Origin of the sequence: Agromyces sp. H17E-10 (assembly GCF_022919715.1) — a bacterium.
Lineage (GTDB): Bacteria > Actinomycetota > Actinomycetes > Actinomycetales > Microbacteriaceae > Agromyces.
The window spans coordinates 539508-559106 of sequence record NZ_CP095042.1 but is presented as its reverse complement, the minus strand read 5'-3'; the positions used below and the strand labels follow the sequence as shown (position 1 = coordinate 559106).

Genomic DNA, 19599 nt, shown 5'->3' with positions numbered 1-19599 from the left:
CGCCCGGCGCCTCGGCGCTGATAGCGTCGGAGCGTGCTGCCCTCCACCCCAGCGGTCGACGTCGTGATCGCCGTGCATGATCCACGGCGGCGGATCGAGCGTGCGGTGCGGTCGGTGCTCACCTCGATCGCCGTCGCGCGGGCCGTCGTGGTCTGTCACAACACGCCGGTCTCGGGAATCGCGGAGCGGCTCGGCGAGCTCGTCGACGATCCCCGCGTGATCCTCGACGGATTGCGCGACGACATTCCGAGTCCGGCAGGACCCTTCAACCTCGGCCTGGACCGGGCGCAGGCGCCGTACTTCGCCATCATGGGTTCGGACGATGAGCTCGCCGACGGCGCGATCGACGAGTGGCTCCGCGTGGCCGAGCGCGACCGCGCCGACGTCGTGATCCCGGCACTTCGCTACGCGGGCGGCCGGCGTGTCCCGACGCCGCCGACGCGACCGTTGCGGACCACCGGGCTCGACGCGGTTCGCGATCGCCTCGCCTATCGGACCGCTCCGCTCGGCCTGATCGGACGCGAGCGGTTCGGTTCGCTGCGGTTCACCGAGGGCCTCGTGACCGGCGAGGACCTCGAGTACTCGACCCGGTTGTGGTTCTCGGGCGCACGGATCGCTCGGGTGCGGTCCGGGGCCGAGTACCTGATCCACGACGATGCCGAACGGGTCACGTTCACGAAGCGCCCGGTCGCCGTCGAGCTCCGAGCGGTCACGGCACTGCTGGAGAACGACTGGGTGCGAGGGCTGACGGCGGTCGAGCGCGTCGCCATCGCCGTCAAGCTGTGGCGGCTTCCGATCTTCGGCACGGCGCACTACCGGGCCGGTGCCTGGACCCCGGCGGATCGCGAATCGCTCAGCGAGGTCGGCCGAGCCGTCGGACTGCTGGCCCCGGCGGCGTCGGAGGTGCTCTCCCGGGCGGATCATGCGCTCGTCGCGGCCATCCTCGACCCCTCGGTGCCCGACGATGAGCTCGACCGGCGGTCGCGAGCCCGACGCCGGTTCGCGACGCCGTCGGCGCTGCTGCCGAGGCGACTCGGTCGGGTTGCGGCGCGGGAAGCGCCGATCCGCTTCGCCGCGGCGACGTGGTTCGCCGGGCGGGCGTGATCGCCCGACGGCCGACGGCGGAGTTCCGGGTGGTCGCGCCAAGATAGACTCGAATTCATGCGTATCGCCGTCGTGGCCCTCGGAAAGATCGGCCTCCCTCTTGCTGTGCAGTTCGCCGATCAGGGCCACGAGGTCATCGGCGTCGACGTCAACCAGGCCGTCGTCGATCTGGTGAACGCCGGCACCGAGCCGTTCCCCGGTGAGGCCCACCTGCAGGAGAAGCTCGCCGAGCTCGTGCCGGCAGGGCGCCTGCGCGCCACCACCGACTACGCCGAGGCCGTTCCCGGGGCGGATGCCGTCGTCATCGTCGTGCCGCTGTTCGTGAACGACGAGACCTGGGAGCCCGACTTCGGCTGGATGGACGCCGCGACGCGCTCGCTCGCCGAGCACCTCACGCCCGGCACGCTCGTCTCGTACGAGACGACCCTCCCCGTCGGCACCACGCGCGGCCGCTGGAAGCCGATGATCGAGCAGGTGTCGGGCCTCACCGAGGGCACTGACTTCCACCTCGTGTTCTCGCCCGAGCGGGTGCTCACCGGACGCGTCTTCGAAGATCTCCGCAAGTACCCGAAGCTCGTGGGCGCGCTGGGCGCAGAGGGCACGCGCCGCGCGGTCGAGTTCTACGAGGCGGTGCTCGAGTTCGACGAGCGTCCCGACCTCGCCCGCGCCAACGGCGTGTGGGACATGGGTTCGCCCGAGGCATCCGAGATGGCGAAGCTGGCCGAGACCACGTACCGCGACGTCAACATCGGCCTCGCCAACCAGTTCGCCCTCTACGCCGACGAGGTCGGCGTCGACGTGTACGCCGTCATCGAGGCGTGCAACTCGCAGCCCTTCAGCCACATCCACCGGCCGGGGATCGCGGTCGGTGGACACTGCATCCCGGTGTACCCGCGCCTGTACCTGTCGACCGACCGCGACGCCGAGATCGTGCGCACGGCTCGAACCCTCAACGCCTCGATGCCCGAACGCCTCGTCGCGCAGGCCGCCGGCGTGCTCGGCGACCTCGGCGGGCTCACCGCCGTGGTGCTCGGCGCCGCCTACCGCGGCGGCGTGAAGGAGACCGCGTTCTCGGGCGTCTTCGCGACGGTCGACGCACTCGAGTCGCGCGGCGCGAAGGTGCTCGTGCACGACCCGCTCTACACCGACGACGAGCTCGCACGCTTCGGCTGGGCGCCCTACCACTTGGGCGAGACCGCCGACCTCGTGATCGTGCAGGCCGATCACGCCGACTACAAGACCCTCGGGTCGGGCGACGTGCCCGGCGCCCGCCTCGTCGTCGACGGTCGCAACGTCACTTCGGCCGCGAACTGGGTCGGCACGCCCCGGCTCGTCATCGGAAGTGGAGGTGTCCGATGACCGATCTCGTCGTCGTCGGCTCAGGATTCTTCGGACTCACCATCGCGGAGCGCGCCGCGAACGAATTCGGCCTGCGCGTGCAGGTCATCGATCGTCGCGACCACATCGGCGGCAACGCCTACAGCGAGGACGACCCCACGACCGGCATCGAGGTCCACCGCTACGGCGCGCACCTCTTCCACACCTCGAACGAGAAGGTGTGGGAGTACGTCAACCGGTTCACGAAGTTCACGAACTACGTGCACAAGGTGTACACGAACCACAACGGCGTCGTGTACCCGCTGCCGGTGAACCTCGGCACGATCAACCAGTTCTTCGGTGCCGCGTACTCACCCGACGAGGCGCGGGCGCTCATCGCCTCGCAGGCCGGCGAGTTCGACACGAAGTCGGCGGCCAACCTCGAGGAGAAGGCGATCTCGCTCATCGGGCGCCCGCTGTACGAGGCATTCATCCGCGACTACACCGCGAAGCAGTGGCAGACCGACCCGACCGAGCTCCCGGCCGAGGTCATCAGCCGCCTTCCGGTGCGGTACAACTACGACAACCGCTACTTCAACGACACCCACGAGGGCCTGCCGGTCGACGGCTACACCGCGTGGATCGAGCGCATGGCCGACCACCCGAAGATCGACGTCCAGCTGTCGACCGACTTCTTCGATGCATCCCAGCCGATCAACAAGTCGGCGGTCGTCGGCAATGTGCCGGTCGTCTACACCGGCCCGGTCGACCGCTACTTCGACTCGTCGGCGGGCCACCTCAGCTGGCGCACGCTCGATTTCGAGCGCGAGGTCGTGCCGGTCGGCGACTTCCAGGGCACCTCGGTCATGAACTACGCGGATGCCTCGGTGCCGTACACCCGCATCCACGAGTTCCGCCACTTCCACCCCGAGCGCGAGTACACCGCCGACCAGACCATCATCATGCGCGAGTTCTCGCGCTTCGCGGAGCACGGCGACGAGCCGTACTACCCGGTGAACACGCCTGAAGACCGCGCGGCGCTGCTCGCCTACCGCGACCTCCAAGACGGGGAGCCCGACGTCTACTTCGGCGGCCGGCTGGGCACCTACCAGTACCTCGACATGCACATGGCGATCGGTTCGGCGCTCAGCATGTTCCAGAACAAGCTGGTCGAGCGCTTCGCGCGCTGACGCCGCAACTGCGACGGCCCCGGGGCGGATGCCTCGGGGCCGTCGCTGTCGTCGCCGCTACTTCTTCGTGGTGAAGTGCGGCACCCACTGTTCGGGTGAGGTGATCTCGGGCAGGGCGGCCCGGTACTCGCGGGCGAGCTCGGGCCAGCGCTTGCGCAGTTCGCGGTGCAGGCGACGGCTCTCGCGCAGCAGCCGGCGGAACGTCTTCGGGTCGCGCGTGTAGCGGACCTTGCCCGAGCCGTCGGCGGTCGAGACGAGGGCGCTGTCGAAGTGCGGCAGGCGGAACCAGGTGCCGTCGCGCTTGGCGAGCTCGACCTGCGGTTCGGCGACGTTCTTCGGTGCGGGGCGTGTGAACCACTGGCGTACCGTCATCTGCACGGTGAACAGCACGAGGGGGATGCCGCGCGGGCCCTTGGGCCCGGCCGTCGTCGCCGGCACCGGGTAGACGCGCTTGCCCTCGACCGTCATCGGGATCTCCGACTCGTGACGCAGCACGGTCTTCTCGGGGAAGTCGGCAGCGGCGGCACGGAGTTCGCCGAGAATGGTCGCCATGCCCTGTTGCATGTGCGCCGGCCCCGAGAGGATGTCGCGCAGCGCACGGTGGCGCAGCGTCACGGGGTAGTACTGCATCGAGAGCAGGTGCTTGAGGTCCCACCGCTCGCTGTCGCGGGCGAGCAGGCCGCCGTTCGGGTAAGGGGAGTGCAGGAGGCCCGCGACGATGCGGTTGCGGGCGTGGAAGTACGCCTGCCAGTCGATCGAATCGTCCTTGTCGAGCCACGACACGTGCCAGAGCGCCATGCCCGGCAGGGTGACGGTGGGGTAGCCCGCGTCGCGGGCGCGCAGGCAGTACTCCGCGTCGTCCCACTTGATGAACGCGGGCAGCGACAGGCCGATCGAGCGGATCACCTCGGTCGGGATGAGGCAGAACCACCAGCCGTTGTAGTCCGCGTCCATCCGGGCGTGCATCCACCGGGTCTGGCGCAGGTTCGAGAAGCGGAAGTCGTGCGGGACCTCGTCGTGGGGCTGCGCGTGCCAGACGAAGGGCTTGAGGTCGACCGTCTCGGCGAAGGCGTGGAGGACCGGGCGGTTGAGCAGGTCGAACATGTGGCCGCCGACGACGACGGGGCGCGTCGTGTGCCGCGCGAACCGCACGGCACGTGCGATGCTCTCGGGCTCGACGGTGACGTCGTCGTCGAGCAGGATGAGGAAGTCGCTCTCGCCGGCATCGAGGGTCTCCGCCATCGAGCGGGCGAATCCGCCCGAGCCGCCGAGGTTCGGCTGCTCGATCATGGTCAGGGTGTCGCCGAGCCGCGCGGCGACCGCTTCGAAGCCGGGCTCGTCGACCACGCGCTGGTTGCCCTGGTCGACGATGTAGATGCGGTCGATGACCTCGCGCACGGTCTCGTCGCCCGCGAGCGCTTCGAGCGTGCTCACGCAGTAGTCGGGCTTGTTGAAGGTCGTCGTGCCGATCGAGGCGCCGCCCTTGCGCACCTCGGGCGCATCCGTCAGCCAGCGTCCGTCGGCGACGACCACCTCGGCGTCGCCGGCGACGATGTCGAACCAGTACCAGCCGCCGTCGCCGAACGTGACGATGGGCAGCTCGATCTCGTGGCGGACCGTGCCCGAGAACGGTTCGGAGGCGACGCGCTGGGGCACGCCCTGAGCCGTGGAGCGGTACACGAGCAGCGTGCCCTCGCCTGACGTCTCGACCGAGAGGCGCACGCGCTCGACGTTCGTCCACTGCTGCCAGTAGGAGGCGGGGAACGCGTTGAAGTAGCTCGCGAACGAGACCCGCTCGCCGGATGAGACACGGAACCGGTCGCGGCCGAGCACATCGTCGAGGTGGGCCCGGTCGCTCACCCGGACCTCGCGGTCGCCGACCTTCGCCCAGACATCGGCGTCGACGTACAGGGAGATGACGTCGGGGTCGGCGTCCTGCGGGAAGACGACGCGTTGGATCTCGTTCCAGGTAGCGCTCACGCTGCGGTGCTCCGTGTGGTTCTCGTGGGAATCGCGCCGCGGCCCCCGGCGCGACTACGAGCCTACTGGTTCGATTCGGCGAAGTCTGGGAGCCAGCGTGACGAGCTGCACGCCGAGCACGCAGAGCTCTGCGACCGCGAGCCCCCAGGCGACACCGGGGGCGCCGATCCAGAGGAGCAGCGGGTACATGAGGAGCGTGCCGACGACGGCGCCGACGATCGTCGACGTCGCGAGTGCTCGGGTGAGGCCGAAGGCTGTGAGGCACGCGAACCCCGTGAGCTGCGAGGCCAGGATCGCGGCGAGGTTGACGGCCATGGGTACGGCGAGGGCGAGCGGGATGACGAGAGTGCCGCCCGAGAGCAGGTCGCCGATCCACGGGCCCGCGATCGCGTAGACGAGTCCACCGAGACCGCCGAGGCCGAGCGCGACGAGGGTGACGCGCCGCGCACGGGCCGCCTGAACCTCGGGCACCGGGTTCGGCACCCAGCCCTGGGCGATCTGCACGATCGGTCGCGTCGAGTAGAGGGCGAGGCGCACGATGCGCTCGGCGAGGGCGTAGACGGCGGTCGCCTGCGGGAGGAACAGATCGATGAGCACGATCGGCACGTTGACGTACACGGCGGCCGTCGCGGACATCGCGACCGGGCTCGCCTGACCGGCGAGATTGCGCACGGCCCGGACCGGCGAGATTCCGAACCGCCAGCCGCGGTATCTGGAGAGGATGTTCCAGTTCGCGACGACCGCGGACATGACGACGCCGACGAGCTGCAGGGCCGCGAAGGCGATGACGTCGCCGGTCGCGATGAGCACGATCGCCCCGACCACGGTGCCGGCGATGCGGGGGAGCGTGTCGATGAGCAGGAATCGGATGGGGCTCGCCTCACCCACGTAGAACCACCCCGCGCCGAGCGCCACGAGCACCCCGCTGGCCACCGTGAGCGCCGCGAGCAGCGCATCGCCGTCGACGATCACGACGGCGATGACGATCGCGATCGGCACGATCACGAGGCAGAGCCACACCCGGCTGAGGAGGGAGTCGAAGTAGTACGCGCCGCGGTCGGCGTCGGGGCGGCTCGCGACCTCGGTCGGACCGACGACCCCCCAGCCGTAGACGGCGAACACGAAGGCGAACCCGGCGACGGCCTGGGCCACCGCGATCGTCGCCCACGAGTCGGCGCCGGCCGCGACGATGATCGCAGGGATGACCGCGAGGCTGACGACGCCGGAGATCGCGACCGACAGGCCGTAGCCGCCGGCGTAGCGCAGCGCAGTCTTCGTCTTCACGCGTGCGCCTCCATGCGTCTCGGGTTCGGGCGGTCGGCGCCCGGTGGACTCGCGCGCATTCCCGCTATTCTCCCTCACGGATGCACCCGGTGTGAACAGGATGGGGATGAGCGGAATCGACGCGTTCGCATAGACTCAGGTGCATCCCCTGGCCAATCGTCCGCCGACCGAAGGAAGCGTGTTCGTGACTCTCTTCCGACGCGGTGCCAGGCGTGCATCGCTCCGGGCCGGCCGGCGGGGACTGTCGATCCGGTTCGACTCGCCGGCGATCGGCCGGATGGTCGATGTGGAGATCGACGGCCGCAAGCTCTGGAGCACGCCGGTGCCCGAGGCGGCAGGCCGGGCCGCACACGTCTCCTGGCCGACGGTACTGCACACGCACCTCCACGGCACCGGAACGATCGTTCTGCGCGATCAGCGCAACGGGCTCGCGCTCGCGGAAGGGCGCTACTCGTGGCCGGCGAAACCGGGTGCGGTTGGCCTGGCCGAGCTCGTCGCGGCCGGCCAGGTCATCGACAAGTGGGGCAAGCTGACGGACGCCCCGTCGGATGCGCTCCATCGGCGGCTGATGCTCTCGATGCGTGAGGTGCTCGACGACCTCGTCGGGCTGGGCTACACCGCGGCGATCACGGGCGGCACGCTGCTCGGCGCGATCCGCGAGGGACGCATCCTCGCGCACGACGACGACATCGACCTGCTCGTCTACCTCGGGGAGGCGGCGCCGCCCGACGTGTCGATCGCGTCGTACGAGCTCGAGCGCGTCATTCGCGCTCGCGGACACGAGGTGCTGCGGCACAGCGACGCCCATCTGCAGGTGATGTTCGACGACGAGACGTCGCCGAGTCCGACCTCGTCGGCCGTGCACGTCGATCTCTTCCTCGGCTTCCATGACCGCGGTGTCTACAATCAGCCCATCGCCGTACGCGGCGCCTTCGCACCCGCATCACTGCTGCCGCTCGGCGAGGTGACGCTCGAAGGTGTCTCGGTGCCGTCGGTCGCCGACGGCGACGCCTGGCTGGAGCTCTGCTACGGCACGGGCTGGCGAACACCCGATCCGTCGTTCCGCTTCCGGACGCCGTCGTCGACTCGCCGTCGCTTCGAGAACTGGTTCGGCGTCTACGACCTCAACCGCGACTTCTGGGAGCGCCACACCACGCTCGGGCGTTCGCGCCACTGGCACGGCGATGTCGAACGTCTGCTCGCCGCGACGAAACCCGGAGATCGGGTCATCGATCTCGGATGCGGAGACGGAGAACTCGCGGAGATGCTCGCACGGGCCGGCCGTGAGGTGATCGCGGTCGACTACACGCGAGCCGCGCTCGCCAGGGCGTCGGCCCGTGAGGGACTCGTCGTGCAGCGCCTGAATCTCGCCGACCGCCGCGCGGTGCTCGAGTTCATCGCCGACGAACTCGCCGTCGGCGGCAGCCGGCACGTCCTGCTGTCGAACGTGCTCCACACGCTGACGCGCGAGGCCCGGGCGAACACGTTCCTGCTGCTGCGCGCTCTGCTCGACGGCGGCTCGGTGGCGCTCGCCTCGTTCTCGGTGAACGCGTCGTTCGTCTACGATCACGACCGCCCCGACACGTGGCATCTGCCGCTCAAGTGGTTGCGCGAGGAGGCATCGGCATTCGGCATCGAATGCGCGGTCGAGGCGCATCAGGTCCGGGGGACCGCCGCCGGACCGCGCATGGTCGCGACGACGAGGCTCTACAGTACGAAGGTGGCCGCGTCGGTGGCCCGGGAGGAGGCACGGTGAACCGGATCGAGGCGGCACTGCGCAAGCTCAAGCACCGGGGCCCCGCGGTTCCCGAGTCGGCAGAGATCGCGCGCCTGCAGGGCGAGATCGATGCGCTTCGCGCCGAGATCGACGAGCTGCGAGTCGACTCCCGACGAATCGCCGAGCTCTACGACCTCGTGTTCGAGCGCCTGCGCGAGGACGGCGGCCGCGCACACGGCTGACCTGCTCTTCATCTGCGGGCTTCTCCCGGTGACCGAGGGGCGTCGACGCCGACCAGGACGGCGAACCCTCCCTCAGTGCCCTGCCGCCTCCGCAACCTGCACATCGACGACCTGACCGGTGAGACCGGAGGCGAGCACCCGGAGGGCGACCACTGCGACATGCTCGGGGTCGAGCAACGTGTGGGCAGGCTCTTCGCCGAAGGCTTTCGTGCGCATGGGCGTACGCGTGCGCTGCGGGTTCAGGCAGTTCACTCGAACGCCGATGTCAGCCCACTCATCGGCCAAGGCCTGCGTGAGGTTGACGACGCCCGCCTTGGTCGCCGAGTACATGCTGTACCCGGCACGCCCGCGGGTGTACGAACTCGAGGTGAACAGCAGCAATTGGCCGCCCGACGCCTCGAGGTGGGAGAACGCCTCCTGCGCGATCACCGCGGGCGCCAGCAGATTGGTCTCGACGGTCGCGCGCAGCATTTCCTTCGACGTCGTCGCGAGGTGGTTGACCTCCAGGAGTCCGGCAGTCACGACCACCGCATCGATCGGTCCCGCCGAACGCGCATCGGCAAGAGCCGCTGCCACGTCGTCGCGTGCGGTGACGTCGGTCCCCGTTGCGGAGCGACTGTACCCGTGCACGACCGCTCCTGCCGACGCGGCATGCTCGGCGATGCTCGCGCCGATGCCGTAGCTCGAGCCGAAGATGACGATCGACTTGCCGGCGAGATCGAGCTCCTCGGAGTTGCTCGCGGAGCCGGTGAGCGTCGTCGTCTGCAGTTGGAAGATCTTGTCCGCGATGTGGATGTCGAGCGGCTCGGTGATCTTCATGTTCTCCGGCGCACCGTCGATGACCTTGATCGGAACCGTGGGCAGGTATTTGAAGATCACGCCGCAGTCATCCGTCGCCGCGAACTCGGCGTCCTCCGCGGCGAGCTCGTACGCTCGGCGAATGACCGAGAGCCTGAAAGCCTGCGGTGTCTGCCCACGACGCAGACGCGAGCGTGGCGGTATTCCCGTGATGGTCGATCGCTCATCGACCTCGATGATCGTGTCGGCCGATGGAATGGCCGTGTCGACGGCGTCGAACTCGTCCAAGGCGTTGACGCAGTCCTCGATGATTCGTTCGTCGAGGAACGGACGCACGGCGTCGTGGAAGAGCACCTTCGTCTCGCCATGGGGAGGCAGCGCGTCGAGCGCGAGGCGCGTGGAGTCGTTGCGGGTATCCCCGCCAGGGAGCACGGCGGAGACCTTCGAGAACCGCGAATCGGTCATCAGGTGGTCGAGCTCGTGGAGCGAGGCCTCGTTCATCATGACGAGTACTTCATCGATGAGCGGACTCGCCTCGAGCGCCTCGAGCGTGTGCTCGACGATCGCCTTGCCGGCGATGCGAATGAGTTGCTTCGGCATGCCGAGGCCCACGCGCTCGCCGATGCCCCCTGCGAGCACGACGGCGATGGTCGCGCTCATCGAGAGGCCTTCAGCGCTGCGATCGCCTCGGGCATCGTCCCGTCGTAGATGACCTCGCCCTTGCTCAGGACGATGCCGCGGTTGCAGATCTCGGAGGCCGTGTGCAGGTCGTGAGTGACGATGAAGAGGGTCTTGCCCGCGGCGACGAGTTCGCGGATCTTCGCATTGCACTTCTCGCGGAAGGGCGCGTCACCGACCGCGAGCACCTCGTCGACGAGGAGGATGTCGAGTTCGGTGTGGATGGCCACCGCGAACGCAAGTCGCACGAACATGCCCGAGGAGTAGTGCTTGACCTCGGTGTCGATGAAGTCGCCGATCTCGCTGAATGCGAGGATGTCGTCGAAGCGAGCGTCGATCTCCTCCTTGGACATGCCGAGGATGGCGGCATTCAGGTAGACGTTCTCCCGGCCGGAGAGATCGGGGTGGAACCCGGCACCCACCTCGATGAGCCCGGCCACTCGGCCGCGTGTGAGGACACGGCCGGCGTCCGGCCGGAGGACTCCGGAGACGAGCTTCAGGAGCGTGGACTTGCCGGACCCGTTGTAGCCGATGAGCGCGATCGCCTCACCCTCGCCGACCGTGAGGCTGACGTCGTTGATGGCATCGAACGACGTGGCCGTCCGTCGGCGACGGGCGCGGGCGACCAGCGTCTCCTTGAAGGAATGGGTGTGCCGCAGCGTGTATGTCTTCTTCACGCCCTCGATGACGATCCGCGGCAGGTCGAGCTCAGAGTTCTTGAGCAAAGCGCCCCTCCAACCGACGGAAGACGAGCTGGCCGATGATCAGGGTCACCACGGCGACACCGAGGGAGATCAGCGCGAACAGCAGCAGGTGCTCGGGGCGATCGGCGGTCTCGGAAGTCGTCGGGAACCAGAACGCCGAATGGAACAGTTCGACGGCCGAGGTCAGCGGATTGAGCATGTAGATGTCGTAGAGCCATCCGGGCAGCTTCGCCTGCACCATGCTGAACGAGTACAGCACGGGCGAGGTGTACGTCGCGAACATCAGGATGAGCTCGACGACGTTCTGCGAGTCCCGATACGAGACGTTGATCGAGCCGAAGAACAGGCCGAGTCCCGTCGCGATGAGCACCACGATGAGCATCGCGAGCAGTGCGCCCGCGATCTGCACCACGGTCGGCACCCAGCCGGCGATGAGGCAGACCACGATGAGGATCGTCAGCTGCGGCAGGAAGTGCACGAACGCGATGAACACGTCCGCGATCGGGAAGAGTTCGCGCGGCAGGTAGATCTTCTTGACGAGCGCCTTGTTGTTGACGATCGACTTCGTCGCGTTGCCGAACGCCTCGTTGAAGAGGTTGACGACGACGATTCCCGAGAACAGATAGATGGGGAATCCCTCGATGCCGCGATTCAGGCCGAGGAAGACGCCCATGACCATGTAGTAGATGAGGAACTGGGCTGTCGGCTTGACGTACGACCATGCCCAGCCGAGCACCGAGCCGTGGTACCGGGTCAGGATGCCCTTGCGGACGAGGAGCCGGAGCAGGTACCGGTACCCGAAGACGTCGAGGATGCCGCGGCTGGTTCCGGGTATGGAGAACGCCGACAGATCGACGGAATCGGACTTGGACATCCCGACGATTCTATTCGCCCGAATCCCGCAAGAACGCCCAGCGCCCGACCGAGCGGCTCAGCTTCGCTTGAGCGCGTCGCGCCAGCTCATGTCGCGGGCAGCCTTGACCGCGCAGATGACCACGAGCATCCATCCGCCCTCGTAGAGGGCGAAGCTCTCGGCGGCGCTCGTCACGGTGACCGCGACGAGCACGAGCGCCGGCCACAGGTAGACGACGCTGCGGCGGTTGGAGGCGAGCAGCCACGAGCGAACGAGGGCGACGCCGATGAGTGCGGCGAACGCGAGCACGCCGATCACGCCGATCTGGAAGTAGGCGTCGAGGTAGGCGTTGAGCGCCGACTCGTGGGCTCGGCCGACACCGGCTTCGAGCCACGTGTACGGCGGAGCATCCGGCCACTTGCCGACCCAGCCCCAGCCCTGCAGGGGATTGAGGCTCAGATAGCGCGAGAGCTCGCGCCAGAGGTCGAGGCGCACGTCGAACTCGGCCCTCGCGTCGAGCAGTTCGATGATGCGGATCCGGAAGATCCACCCCGCGACGAGCGCTGCCGCCACGAGCAGGAGGAGGCCGAGCTGCCAGCGCCACCGATTCTGTTCGGCGACGCGGCGCAGACCGTAGAGGGCGGCGAGTGCGAGGAGGGCGGCACCGAGCGCGATCCAGGTCGTCGGCGAGCCTGCGAAGACGATCGAGAGCGCCGCGAGCGAGATCGAGAAGATCGTGCGCGTTCGCGTCACGATGTGCGTACGCCACTCGACGATGAACGTGATGAGCGCGACGAGCGCGACGAAGCCGAGCAGGTTGCGCGACCCGAAGATGCCCTGGATCGGCCCGAGCAACGCGATGTTCCCCTCGATGCCGAGGAATCCGATGGGCTGGTCGACGAGGATGCCCGAGAACACCTCGAGGGCGAGCGAGACGCCGAGCAGCAGCCGGAACACGTCGCCGAACGCGCGGACGATCTGGATCGTGTCGCGCATGAGGGCGATGTAGATGCCCAGCACCGCGTAGGCGACGAGGTACGCGACCCGCACCGCCGAGGCGAGCGGGGCGTTGCTCCAGAGCACCGATGCCGCGCTCCAGCCGACGAAGATGAGGATCGTGAGCGGCAGGATGCCGTACCACTCGATCGCCCGCCAACGCGTCACGAGCGAGGCGGCGCAGAGGACGAGCAGCCCGCCGAGCGCCGCGAGCAGCCCGGGCCAGCCGATGAGCGAACGCACCGCGTGCGTCGAGAACGCGAGCCCGATCGCGATGAGCGCGAGCGCCTGGGCGAATCGCGCCGAGCCCGTGAACTCGCGCACCGCGCCCCAGTTCAAGCGCGATCCTCGCCGGTCGAGGAGGAGCGCAGCGACGTCTCGAAACCCGCACCCGACGGATAACTCCGCTCGTCATGCCCCGCCCGGAGCGGCTCCGGCGCCCACTGCCGGCGCTTGGTCGCCCACGCGACCGCGACGAGCAGCGCCCACCCGCTCTCGACGAGCAGGCGGCTCTCGGCGAGGCTCTGCCCGATGAGCGCGACCATCAGGAGCAGCGGGAGCAGGGCGGCAGCCGAATAGGGGAGTGCTCGGCCCGTGGCATCCATCGGCCGGTCGACGGCGAGGAACCACGACCGCCAGAGTGCCCCGATGACGATGGCGGCGAACGCGAGCAGGCCGACGACGCCGAGCTGCATCCAGACGTCGAGCCAGGCGTTGTGCGCCTGCAGGTAGACGACGCCCTTGCGCACCGCGAGATCGGTGAACGGTTCGACGAACGGGTTCCAATACCCGACCCAGCCCCAGCCGAACCACGGGCGTTCGCCGATCATGCCGATGACCGAGTTCCAGATGTCGAGCCGGCCCGTGAGGTCGTCGCCCTTGCCGAACAGTTCGAGGAGGCGACCCCAGAACACCACGAGCAGGGTCACGGATGCCACGAGCACGCCGCCGGCCGTCCAGTAGACGCCGCGCCGGCGGTCAGGACCGACGCGACGCGCCCAGAGCGCGAACCCGAGGGCGACGGCCACGACGGCGGCGACGAGGATCACCGTCGCCGACCGAGTCAGCGCGAACGTCGCCGCGGCGACGACGAGCCAGAACACACCGCTCGCGCGCCGCATGGTGCCGGTGGCGACGAGCGTGCCGAAGACGGCGAGGCCGAGCAGCGCCGCCATCGCGAGCAGGTTGCGGCTCGCGACGATGCCTTCGACCGGTCCACCGTGGAAGAGCAGCGCGCGCGACCAGTAGAACGCCATCGGCAGCTTCTCGGCGCTGGCGTCGAAGTCGGGGAAGTTCGGCAGCAGCGGCTGGCGGACGACGACGGCGACCCAGAGCTCGAACAGCAGTGAGAGGCCGAGCACCCATTTGAGGGCAGCACTGAGCGCCCGCACGAACTGCGGCCAGCTGAGGCACAGCACGAGGGCGACGCCGACGAACGTCGTCGCGAGCGTGAGCGCGACCCCGAGCGCGGATGCACCGGGGTAGAACGACCACGCGATCGAGAGCGTCGCGATCACGAGGAAGACGAGCGTCGACTTCGGCACCCGACGCCACACCCACGTCGGTCGCGTCGTCGCGACGAGCCAGATGCCGCCGACGATGACGAGCGCCGCGACGATGCCGAAGCCCCACCACCCCAGCAGATTGCGCCAGAACTGGCCGGCGAGGAGGGTGAAGAGCGCGAACGTCGCGTACGCGCCCGTGAGCGCGTTGCGACGTGCGGGAGTCATGGCGTCAAGGCTACCGGGCCGGATGCCGCAGAATGGACTGGATTTACCTGAAGGAGAAACGTGAAGCTCTCAGTGATCGGTTGCGGCTACCTCGGTGCGGTGCACGCTGCCGCGATGGCGAAGCTCGGGCACGAGGTGGTCGGCGTCGACACCGATCCTGCGAAGGTTGCGAAACTTGCCGCAGGCGAGGCGCCGTTCCACGAGCCGGGACTCCCCGAACTGCTCATCGAAGGCGTCGAGAGCGGGCGCCTCCGCTTCACGACGGACATCACCGAGGCGGCGGGCTCGGAGGTGCACTTCCTCGCGGTCGGGACCCCGCAGCTCGCGGACGCCGATGGTGCGGACCTCCGATTCGTCCACAGCGCCATCGACGCGCTCCGACCGGTGCTGACCCCCGGCGCGCTCGTCGCAGGCAAGAGCACCGTGCCGGTCGGCACGGCCGCCGCGCTCGCCGAGCGGATCGCCGATACGGGTGCGGCACTCGCATGGAACCCGGAGTTCCTCCGCGAAGGCTTTGCCGTCGCCGATACCCTCACGCCCGACCGCATCGTGTACGGGGTCACCGACGATGCCCATGCCGAGGTCCTGGACGCGGTCTATCGGGTCGCGCTCGACGCAGGCACCCCCAGGATCGTCACCGACCTGGCGACCGCCGAACTCGTGAAGACCGCGGCGAACGCCTTCCTCGCCACGAAGATCAGCTTCATCAACGCGATGGCCGAGATCGCCGAGGTCACGGGTGCGGATGTGACGACCCTCGCGGACGCGATCGGACACGACGCGCGAATCGGCCGGAGGTTTCTCAACGCCGGTATCGGATTCGGCGGCGGCTGCCTGCCGAAGGACATCCGCGCGTTCACCGCGCGAGCCGAAGAGCTGGGTCGCGCAGAGTCGGTCGCATTCCTCCGTCAGGTGGATGCGATCAACCTTCGGCGACGTGAACGAGTGATCGACCTCGCGGTCGAGTTGCTCGGCGGGTCCGTCTTCCAGAAGCGCATCGCGGTGCTCGGCCTCACGTTCAAGCCGGACTCCGACGACATCCGCGACTCTCCGGCGCTCGACGTCGCCGCCCGACTGCACGGTCTCGGCGCGGATGTGGTCGCCACCGACCCGTTCGGCATCGAGAACTCTCGGGCGAAGCATCCGCAGCTCGAGTACGTCCACGACACCGAGGAAGCGCTTCGCGGAGCGGAGCTCGCCGTCCTCGTGACTGAGTGGGGCGAGTACCGCGCCCTCGATCCCGTGCACGTCGATGCGCTCATGGCTGCGCCCCGCATCATCGACGGACGCAATGTCCTCGATCCCTCGACGTGGAAGTCGGCCGGGTTCGACTACCACGGCCTCGGTCGCCGCTGAATCAGCCGGTGACCGCCTCGATCCGCTCGATCAGGTACGGCGCCATCGTCTTCATGTACGTGCCGGAGATGTGGCCGGCGGCGTCGCGGTAGACGATGACATCGCCGATGACCATGGGGCATTCCGTCTCCGTGCAATAGAAGTCGGTCATGTCGACCACATCGACACCGGCCTGCGCCGCGGCCTCGAGTTGCACGTCGGTGGGTTGGGTCGCCTCCGAGCGCGACGTGGTGCATTCGGAGAGATCGGCGCCGACTCGTGAGAGGCAGGCGAACGCCGTCTCGGGGACGGTCGGCACGGCGCTGACGACGACGACCTCGGCACCCGTCGATGCGACCTCGGCCCACCGTGTGCTGAAGGACTCGGGCGACGCATCCGCGATCGCCCACCTCGCGGCGGTGGTGATCACCAGGTCGTAGTCGCCGTCGACGAGTCGTTGCTGGATCTCGTCCGCCACCGCATCGCAGTCGCTGCCGTCGGATTGGTCCCGCCATTGGCACCCGAATCCCGTGTAGGTGTCGAGGGACCAGTCGAGAGCCTCGGCTCGATCGAGGAATGCCGGGAGCATGGCGGCGGCGTGGCTGTCGCCGACGAGGGCGACCTTCATCGCGTCGGGCTCCTCGGAGCCGAAGGTGCAGGTCTTGAGCGGACCGCCCTTCTGACGCCAGCACGAGTATCCACCCGCCGTGTCGTCAGGCAACTGGTCGAGCGTCGGTGCGACGTCGTCCGCGGTCACTCCCTCGTCGACGGAGCAGGTGACGTCGGCCCCGGGAGCCGCTTCCGCCCCGAAGCACGCACCCGCGGACGGCGGGGGAGTCGAGGCAGCGGGGGGCGGTGTCGCGAGCCGCGCGGCGCCGAGCCCAGCGACGGCGACCAATGCCATGACGGCGACCGCTGCGACGATCGGGCCGCGACGGTCCGGCTTCGCACCGGGGGCCTTCGGGAGCAGCCACGTCGAACGACGGACGGGCTCCTCGACGAAATGGTAGGACAGCACCGAGACGACGGCTGTGATCGCGAGCGCGAGCACGTAGTAGCGCCTCGACTCGAGGGGGACGAACGCGGCAAGCAGCACGATGACCGGGAAATGCCAGAGGTAGAGCGAGTACGAGACGGCACCGACATACGTGCTCACCCGGTTCGTGATCGGCCAGAGGGCGCGGTCGTACGTCCGACCGCCGATCCCGATCCCGGCGGCGATCACGGCTGCAGTGGAGAGAACCGGAAGCGCCGCCGTCGGGGCGGGGAACGGCGAGGTCGCATCGATGAGGAACACGCTCGCGATGAGACCCGCGACGCCCAGCCAGGCGAGCACCACGCGGAAGGCGAAGGGGATCGACCAGCGCCCTAGCGACACGGCGGCCAGGAGCGCACCCACTCCGAGCTCCCAGGCGCGTGTGAACGTGGAGAAGTACGCAGCGGTGGGGTTCGTGGCGGTCTCGACCATCGCCCAGCCGAATGACGCCACGACGAGGATCGCGAAGACGGCGGTGACGGCGACCCGCGCGATACGCGCGGCGTGCCAGCGCCTGATCGCGTAGACGAAGACGACCATCGTGAGGAGCGGCCAGACGAAGTAGAACTGCTCCTCCACCGAGAGCGACCAGTAGTGCTGAAGCGGCGAGGGGAGCTGACCGAGCTGGAAGTAGTCCGTGCCGACCGCCATCGACCGCCAGTTGGCGCCGAAGAAGAATGCCCAGACGCCGTCGACGGCGATCGACATGGCCCGACCATAGGGGAGGACCAAGGCGGAGATCGCGACCGTCACGACGATGGTGACCGTCGCCGCCGGCGCGATTCGCCGGATGCGACGGCGGTAGAACCCCGACAACGACAGGCGTCCGGTTCGATCGAGCTCTCGGAGGATGTGGGAGGTGATCAGGTAGCCGGAGATGACGAAGAACACGTCGACGCCGACGAACCCACCACTCGGCCAATGGAAGAGATGATCGAGGATCACGACGACGACGGCGAAGGCACGGAGGCCCTGGATGTCGGCACGGAATCCCTGACGTGGCTGTGCGGCACGAGACGGTGCGGCGACACCCGCGTCAGCCTGTAACGTCATCTCGGTCCTTTCGTGCCCCGGTGGCCGGGATCGTGTTCATCGACATGCAAGTATCCCTCATCGGTTCACGGGAGCCGATTCGACCCGGCTCACGGACCGACCGCGGCATGTCGGCGGGCGGCGAATGGGGTACGATCATGCCTGCTCAGCCGACATGAAAGAACACATCCCCCAATGAAGGTTTTCGTCCAGATCCCGTGCCTCAACGAAGAGGCGACTCTCCCTGCGGTACTCGCTTCGATTCCCCGAGAGATCGACGGCGTCGACGAAGTAGTCATCCTCGTCATCGACGACGGTTCGAGCGATCGTACCGTCGAGGTGGCTCGGGAGCTCGGGATCACCCACTTCGTGCGGCACACGCGGAACATGGGGTTGGCGCGATCGTTCGCCGACGGTGTCAGCTACGCGCTCGCGAACGGTGCCGACATCGTCGTCAACACCGATGGCGACAACCAGTACCCGTCGGAACGCATTCCCGCGCTCATCGAGCCGATCCGGCAGGGCGTCGCCGACATCGTCGTCGGCGACCGCCAGACCTCGACGATCGCCCACTTCTCACCCTTGAAGCGTCTGCTCCAGCGGTTCGGCAGCTGGGTGGTCAATCGAGCCGCCGGAACCGATATTCCGGATGCCGCGAGCGGGTTCCGGGCGTACTCGCGCGAGGCGCTCATCCGCCTGAACGTCGTGACGACGTTCAGCTACTGCATGGAGACGATCATCCAGGCGGGACACAAGCGGCTCAAGCTGGCGAGTGTTCCCATCACGACGAACGCGAAGACGCGTGAGTCTCGCCTCTTCCGCTCGATGTGGCAGCACGTCGGCGAGTCGGGTCGGGCGATCGTCCGAAGCTACCTGATGTTCCGTCCGCTCGCGTTCCTCGTACCCCTCGGCCTGGTGTTGACCGTCCTCTCGCTGATCCCGTTCGTGCGCTACCTCGTGTTGTGGTCGTCGGGGGCCGCAGGCGACCACATCCAGTCGCTCATCCTCGGCTCCGCGCTGCTCGTCGGTGGACTGCTGACGTTCGCGCTCGGTTTCCTCGCGGATCTGATGCGGATCAACCGGATCCTGCTCGAGGATTCACTGGAGCGCACGAAGCGCATGCAATTCGGTCCCGCAGTCGGGGTGCCCAATCCCGACGCGGTGGCGGTCTCACGCGCCGACGCCGCCTGAGAACGGCGTCGAAGTCCGGCCGTGTCCTGTCGCGGCGGATGCGGATACGCTCTCCTGATGTCGAACTATCTGTTCCTCGTGCACGACGATGCCACGGAAGCCCCCGTGAACACGTGGATTCAGCGCCACGCCGCCGGAACGGACATCGCTCGGGCGGAACTCGGCCGTGGCCGGCATCTCGTCGTCATCAGCAAGGACGTGATGCGCTCCACTCGCGCCGGCATCTTCTTCCGCGGAACGCTGGTCGCACCCGACGATGACGCCATGGTCTTCGGCGTCGAGGGCTGGCTCGCCGCGCCCCGTCGAATCCGCAGCGACCCGGGTGCGCACGGGGGAACGTACCTCGTCGCTACGTGGGGCCGACGGCACCTCACGATCGACAGAGACGTCTTCGGCGGTGCGCGACTTCTGC

At 68.4% G+C, this 19599-nt stretch carries 16 protein-coding genes; 7 read left to right on the top strand and 9 right to left on the bottom strand.

Annotated elements, in window-relative coordinates; all coding sequences use genetic code 11:
• The first annotated feature begins 33 nt into the window (after nucleotides 1-33).
• Genes MUN74_RS02605 through glf form a run of 3 tightly spaced genes read left to right on the top strand, consistent with a single transcriptional unit; the run spans nucleotide 34 to nucleotide 3611 of the window.
• The gene (locus tag MUN74_RS02605) at nucleotides 34-1104 is read left to right on the top strand and encodes a glycosyltransferase family 2 protein (protein WP_244854826.1); all 1071 of its coding nucleotides are present in this window, start codon (nucleotides 34-36) and stop codon (nucleotides 1102-1104) included.
• A gap of 57 nt (nucleotides 1105-1161) precedes the next feature.
• Entirely contained in the window at nucleotides 1162-2463 is a 1302-nt protein-coding gene (locus tag MUN74_RS02600; RefSeq protein ID WP_244854824.1) for a nucleotide sugar dehydrogenase, read from the top strand.
• Complete coding sequence (gene glf / locus MUN74_RS02595) at nucleotides 2460-3611, top strand: UDP-galactopyranose mutase (protein WP_244854822.1); 1152 nt, start codon at nucleotides 2460-2462, stop codon at nucleotides 3609-3611. The genes MUN74_RS02600 and glf overlap by 4 nt, the downstream gene beginning before the upstream one ends.
• A gap of 57 nt (nucleotides 3612-3668) precedes the next feature.
• Here the strand turns inward: glf and MUN74_RS02590 are convergent, their stop codons facing one another.
• Nucleotides 3669-5591 (bottom strand): glycosyltransferase, encoded by a 1923-nt coding sequence (locus MUN74_RS02590; protein ID WP_244854821.1) that lies wholly within the window; start codon nucleotides 5589-5591, stop codon nucleotides 3669-3671.
• Nucleotides 5592-5645: 54 nt separating this feature from the next.
• Nucleotides 5646-6875 carry a lipopolysaccharide biosynthesis protein gene (locus tag MUN74_RS02585; protein ID WP_244854819.1) on the bottom strand — a complete coding sequence of 410 codons (1230 nt, stop codon included), beginning with the start codon at nucleotides 6873-6875 and terminating at the stop codon, nucleotides 5646-5648.
• A 184-nt stretch (nucleotides 6876-7059) separates the two neighbouring features.
• Here MUN74_RS02585 and MUN74_RS02580 point away from each other — a divergent pair, with 184 nt between their 5' ends.
• Both MUN74_RS02580 and MUN74_RS02575 read left to right on the top strand, forming a co-directional pair.
• Nucleotides 7060-8631, top strand: coding sequence for a class I SAM-dependent methyltransferase (locus MUN74_RS02580; RefSeq protein ID WP_244854817.1), 1572 nt, complete (start codon nucleotides 7060-7062; stop codon nucleotides 8629-8631).
• Entirely contained in the window at nucleotides 8628-8834 is a 207-nt protein-coding gene (locus MUN74_RS02575) for a hypothetical protein (RefSeq protein WP_244854816.1), read from the top strand. The genes MUN74_RS02580 and MUN74_RS02575 overlap by 4 nt, the downstream gene beginning before the upstream one ends.
• A gap of 72 nt (nucleotides 8835-8906) precedes the next feature.
• Here MUN74_RS02575 and MUN74_RS02570 read toward each other — a convergent pair whose 3' ends face one another.
• Genes MUN74_RS02570 through MUN74_RS02550 form a run of 5 tightly spaced genes read right to left on the bottom strand, consistent with a single transcriptional unit; the run spans nucleotide 8907 to nucleotide 14593 of the window.
• The gene (locus MUN74_RS02570; RefSeq protein ID WP_244856319.1) at nucleotides 8907-10292 is read right to left on the bottom strand and encodes a bifunctional cytidylyltransferase/SDR family oxidoreductase; all 1386 of its coding nucleotides are present in this window, start codon (nucleotides 10290-10292) and stop codon (nucleotides 8907-8909) included.
• Complete coding sequence (locus tag MUN74_RS02565) at nucleotides 10289-11035, bottom strand: ABC transporter ATP-binding protein (protein WP_244854814.1); 747 nt, start codon at nucleotides 11033-11035, stop codon at nucleotides 10289-10291. The genes MUN74_RS02570 and MUN74_RS02565 overlap by 4 nt, the downstream gene beginning before the upstream one ends.
• A complete protein-coding gene (locus MUN74_RS02560; RefSeq protein ID WP_244854812.1) occupies nucleotides 11019-11888 on the bottom strand; it encodes an ABC transporter permease in 870 nt (289 codons plus the stop codon). Before MUN74_RS02560 ends, MUN74_RS02565 begins: the two co-directional genes overlap by 17 nt.
• A gap of 57 nt (nucleotides 11889-11945) precedes the next feature.
• Entirely contained in the window at nucleotides 11946-13202 is a 1257-nt protein-coding gene (locus tag MUN74_RS02555) for an O-antigen ligase family protein (protein ID WP_244854811.1), read from the bottom strand.
• Nucleotides 13199-14593 carry an O-antigen ligase family protein gene (locus MUN74_RS02550; protein ID WP_244854809.1) on the bottom strand — a complete coding sequence of 465 codons (1395 nt, stop codon included), beginning with the start codon at nucleotides 14591-14593 and terminating at the stop codon, nucleotides 13199-13201. Before MUN74_RS02550 ends, MUN74_RS02555 begins: the two co-directional genes overlap by 4 nt.
• Before the next feature lie 60 nt (nucleotides 14594-14653).
• Between MUN74_RS02550 and MUN74_RS02545 the strand changes: the two genes are divergently transcribed.
• Nucleotides 14654-15949 carry a UDP-glucose dehydrogenase family protein gene (locus tag MUN74_RS02545; RefSeq protein ID WP_244854807.1) on the top strand — a complete coding sequence of 432 codons (1296 nt, stop codon included), beginning with the start codon at nucleotides 14654-14656 and terminating at the stop codon, nucleotides 15947-15949.
• A gap of 1 nt (nucleotide 15950) precedes the next feature.
• Here the strand turns inward: MUN74_RS02545 and MUN74_RS02540 are convergent, their stop codons facing one another.
• On the bottom strand, nucleotides 15951-18017 hold the full coding sequence (locus tag MUN74_RS02540; RefSeq protein ID WP_244854806.1) for an acyltransferase family protein: 2067 nt from the start codon (nucleotides 18015-18017) through the stop codon (nucleotides 15951-15953).
• A gap of 174 nt (nucleotides 18018-18191) precedes the next feature.
• On the opposite strand from MUN74_RS02540, the gene MUN74_RS02535 reads away from it, so the two are divergent.
• Nucleotides 18192-19187 (top strand): glycosyltransferase family 2 protein, encoded by a 996-nt coding sequence (locus MUN74_RS02535; RefSeq protein ID WP_244854805.1) that lies wholly within the window; start codon nucleotides 18192-18194, stop codon nucleotides 19185-19187.
• Here MUN74_RS02535 and MUN74_RS02530 read toward each other — a convergent pair.
• Complete coding sequence (locus tag MUN74_RS02530; RefSeq protein ID WP_244854804.1) at nucleotides 19167-19517, bottom strand: hypothetical protein; 351 nt, start codon at nucleotides 19515-19517, stop codon at nucleotides 19167-19169. The two genes, MUN74_RS02535 and MUN74_RS02530, sit on opposite strands and share 21 nt — an antisense overlap.
• Nucleotides 19518-19599 lie beyond the last annotated feature (82 nt).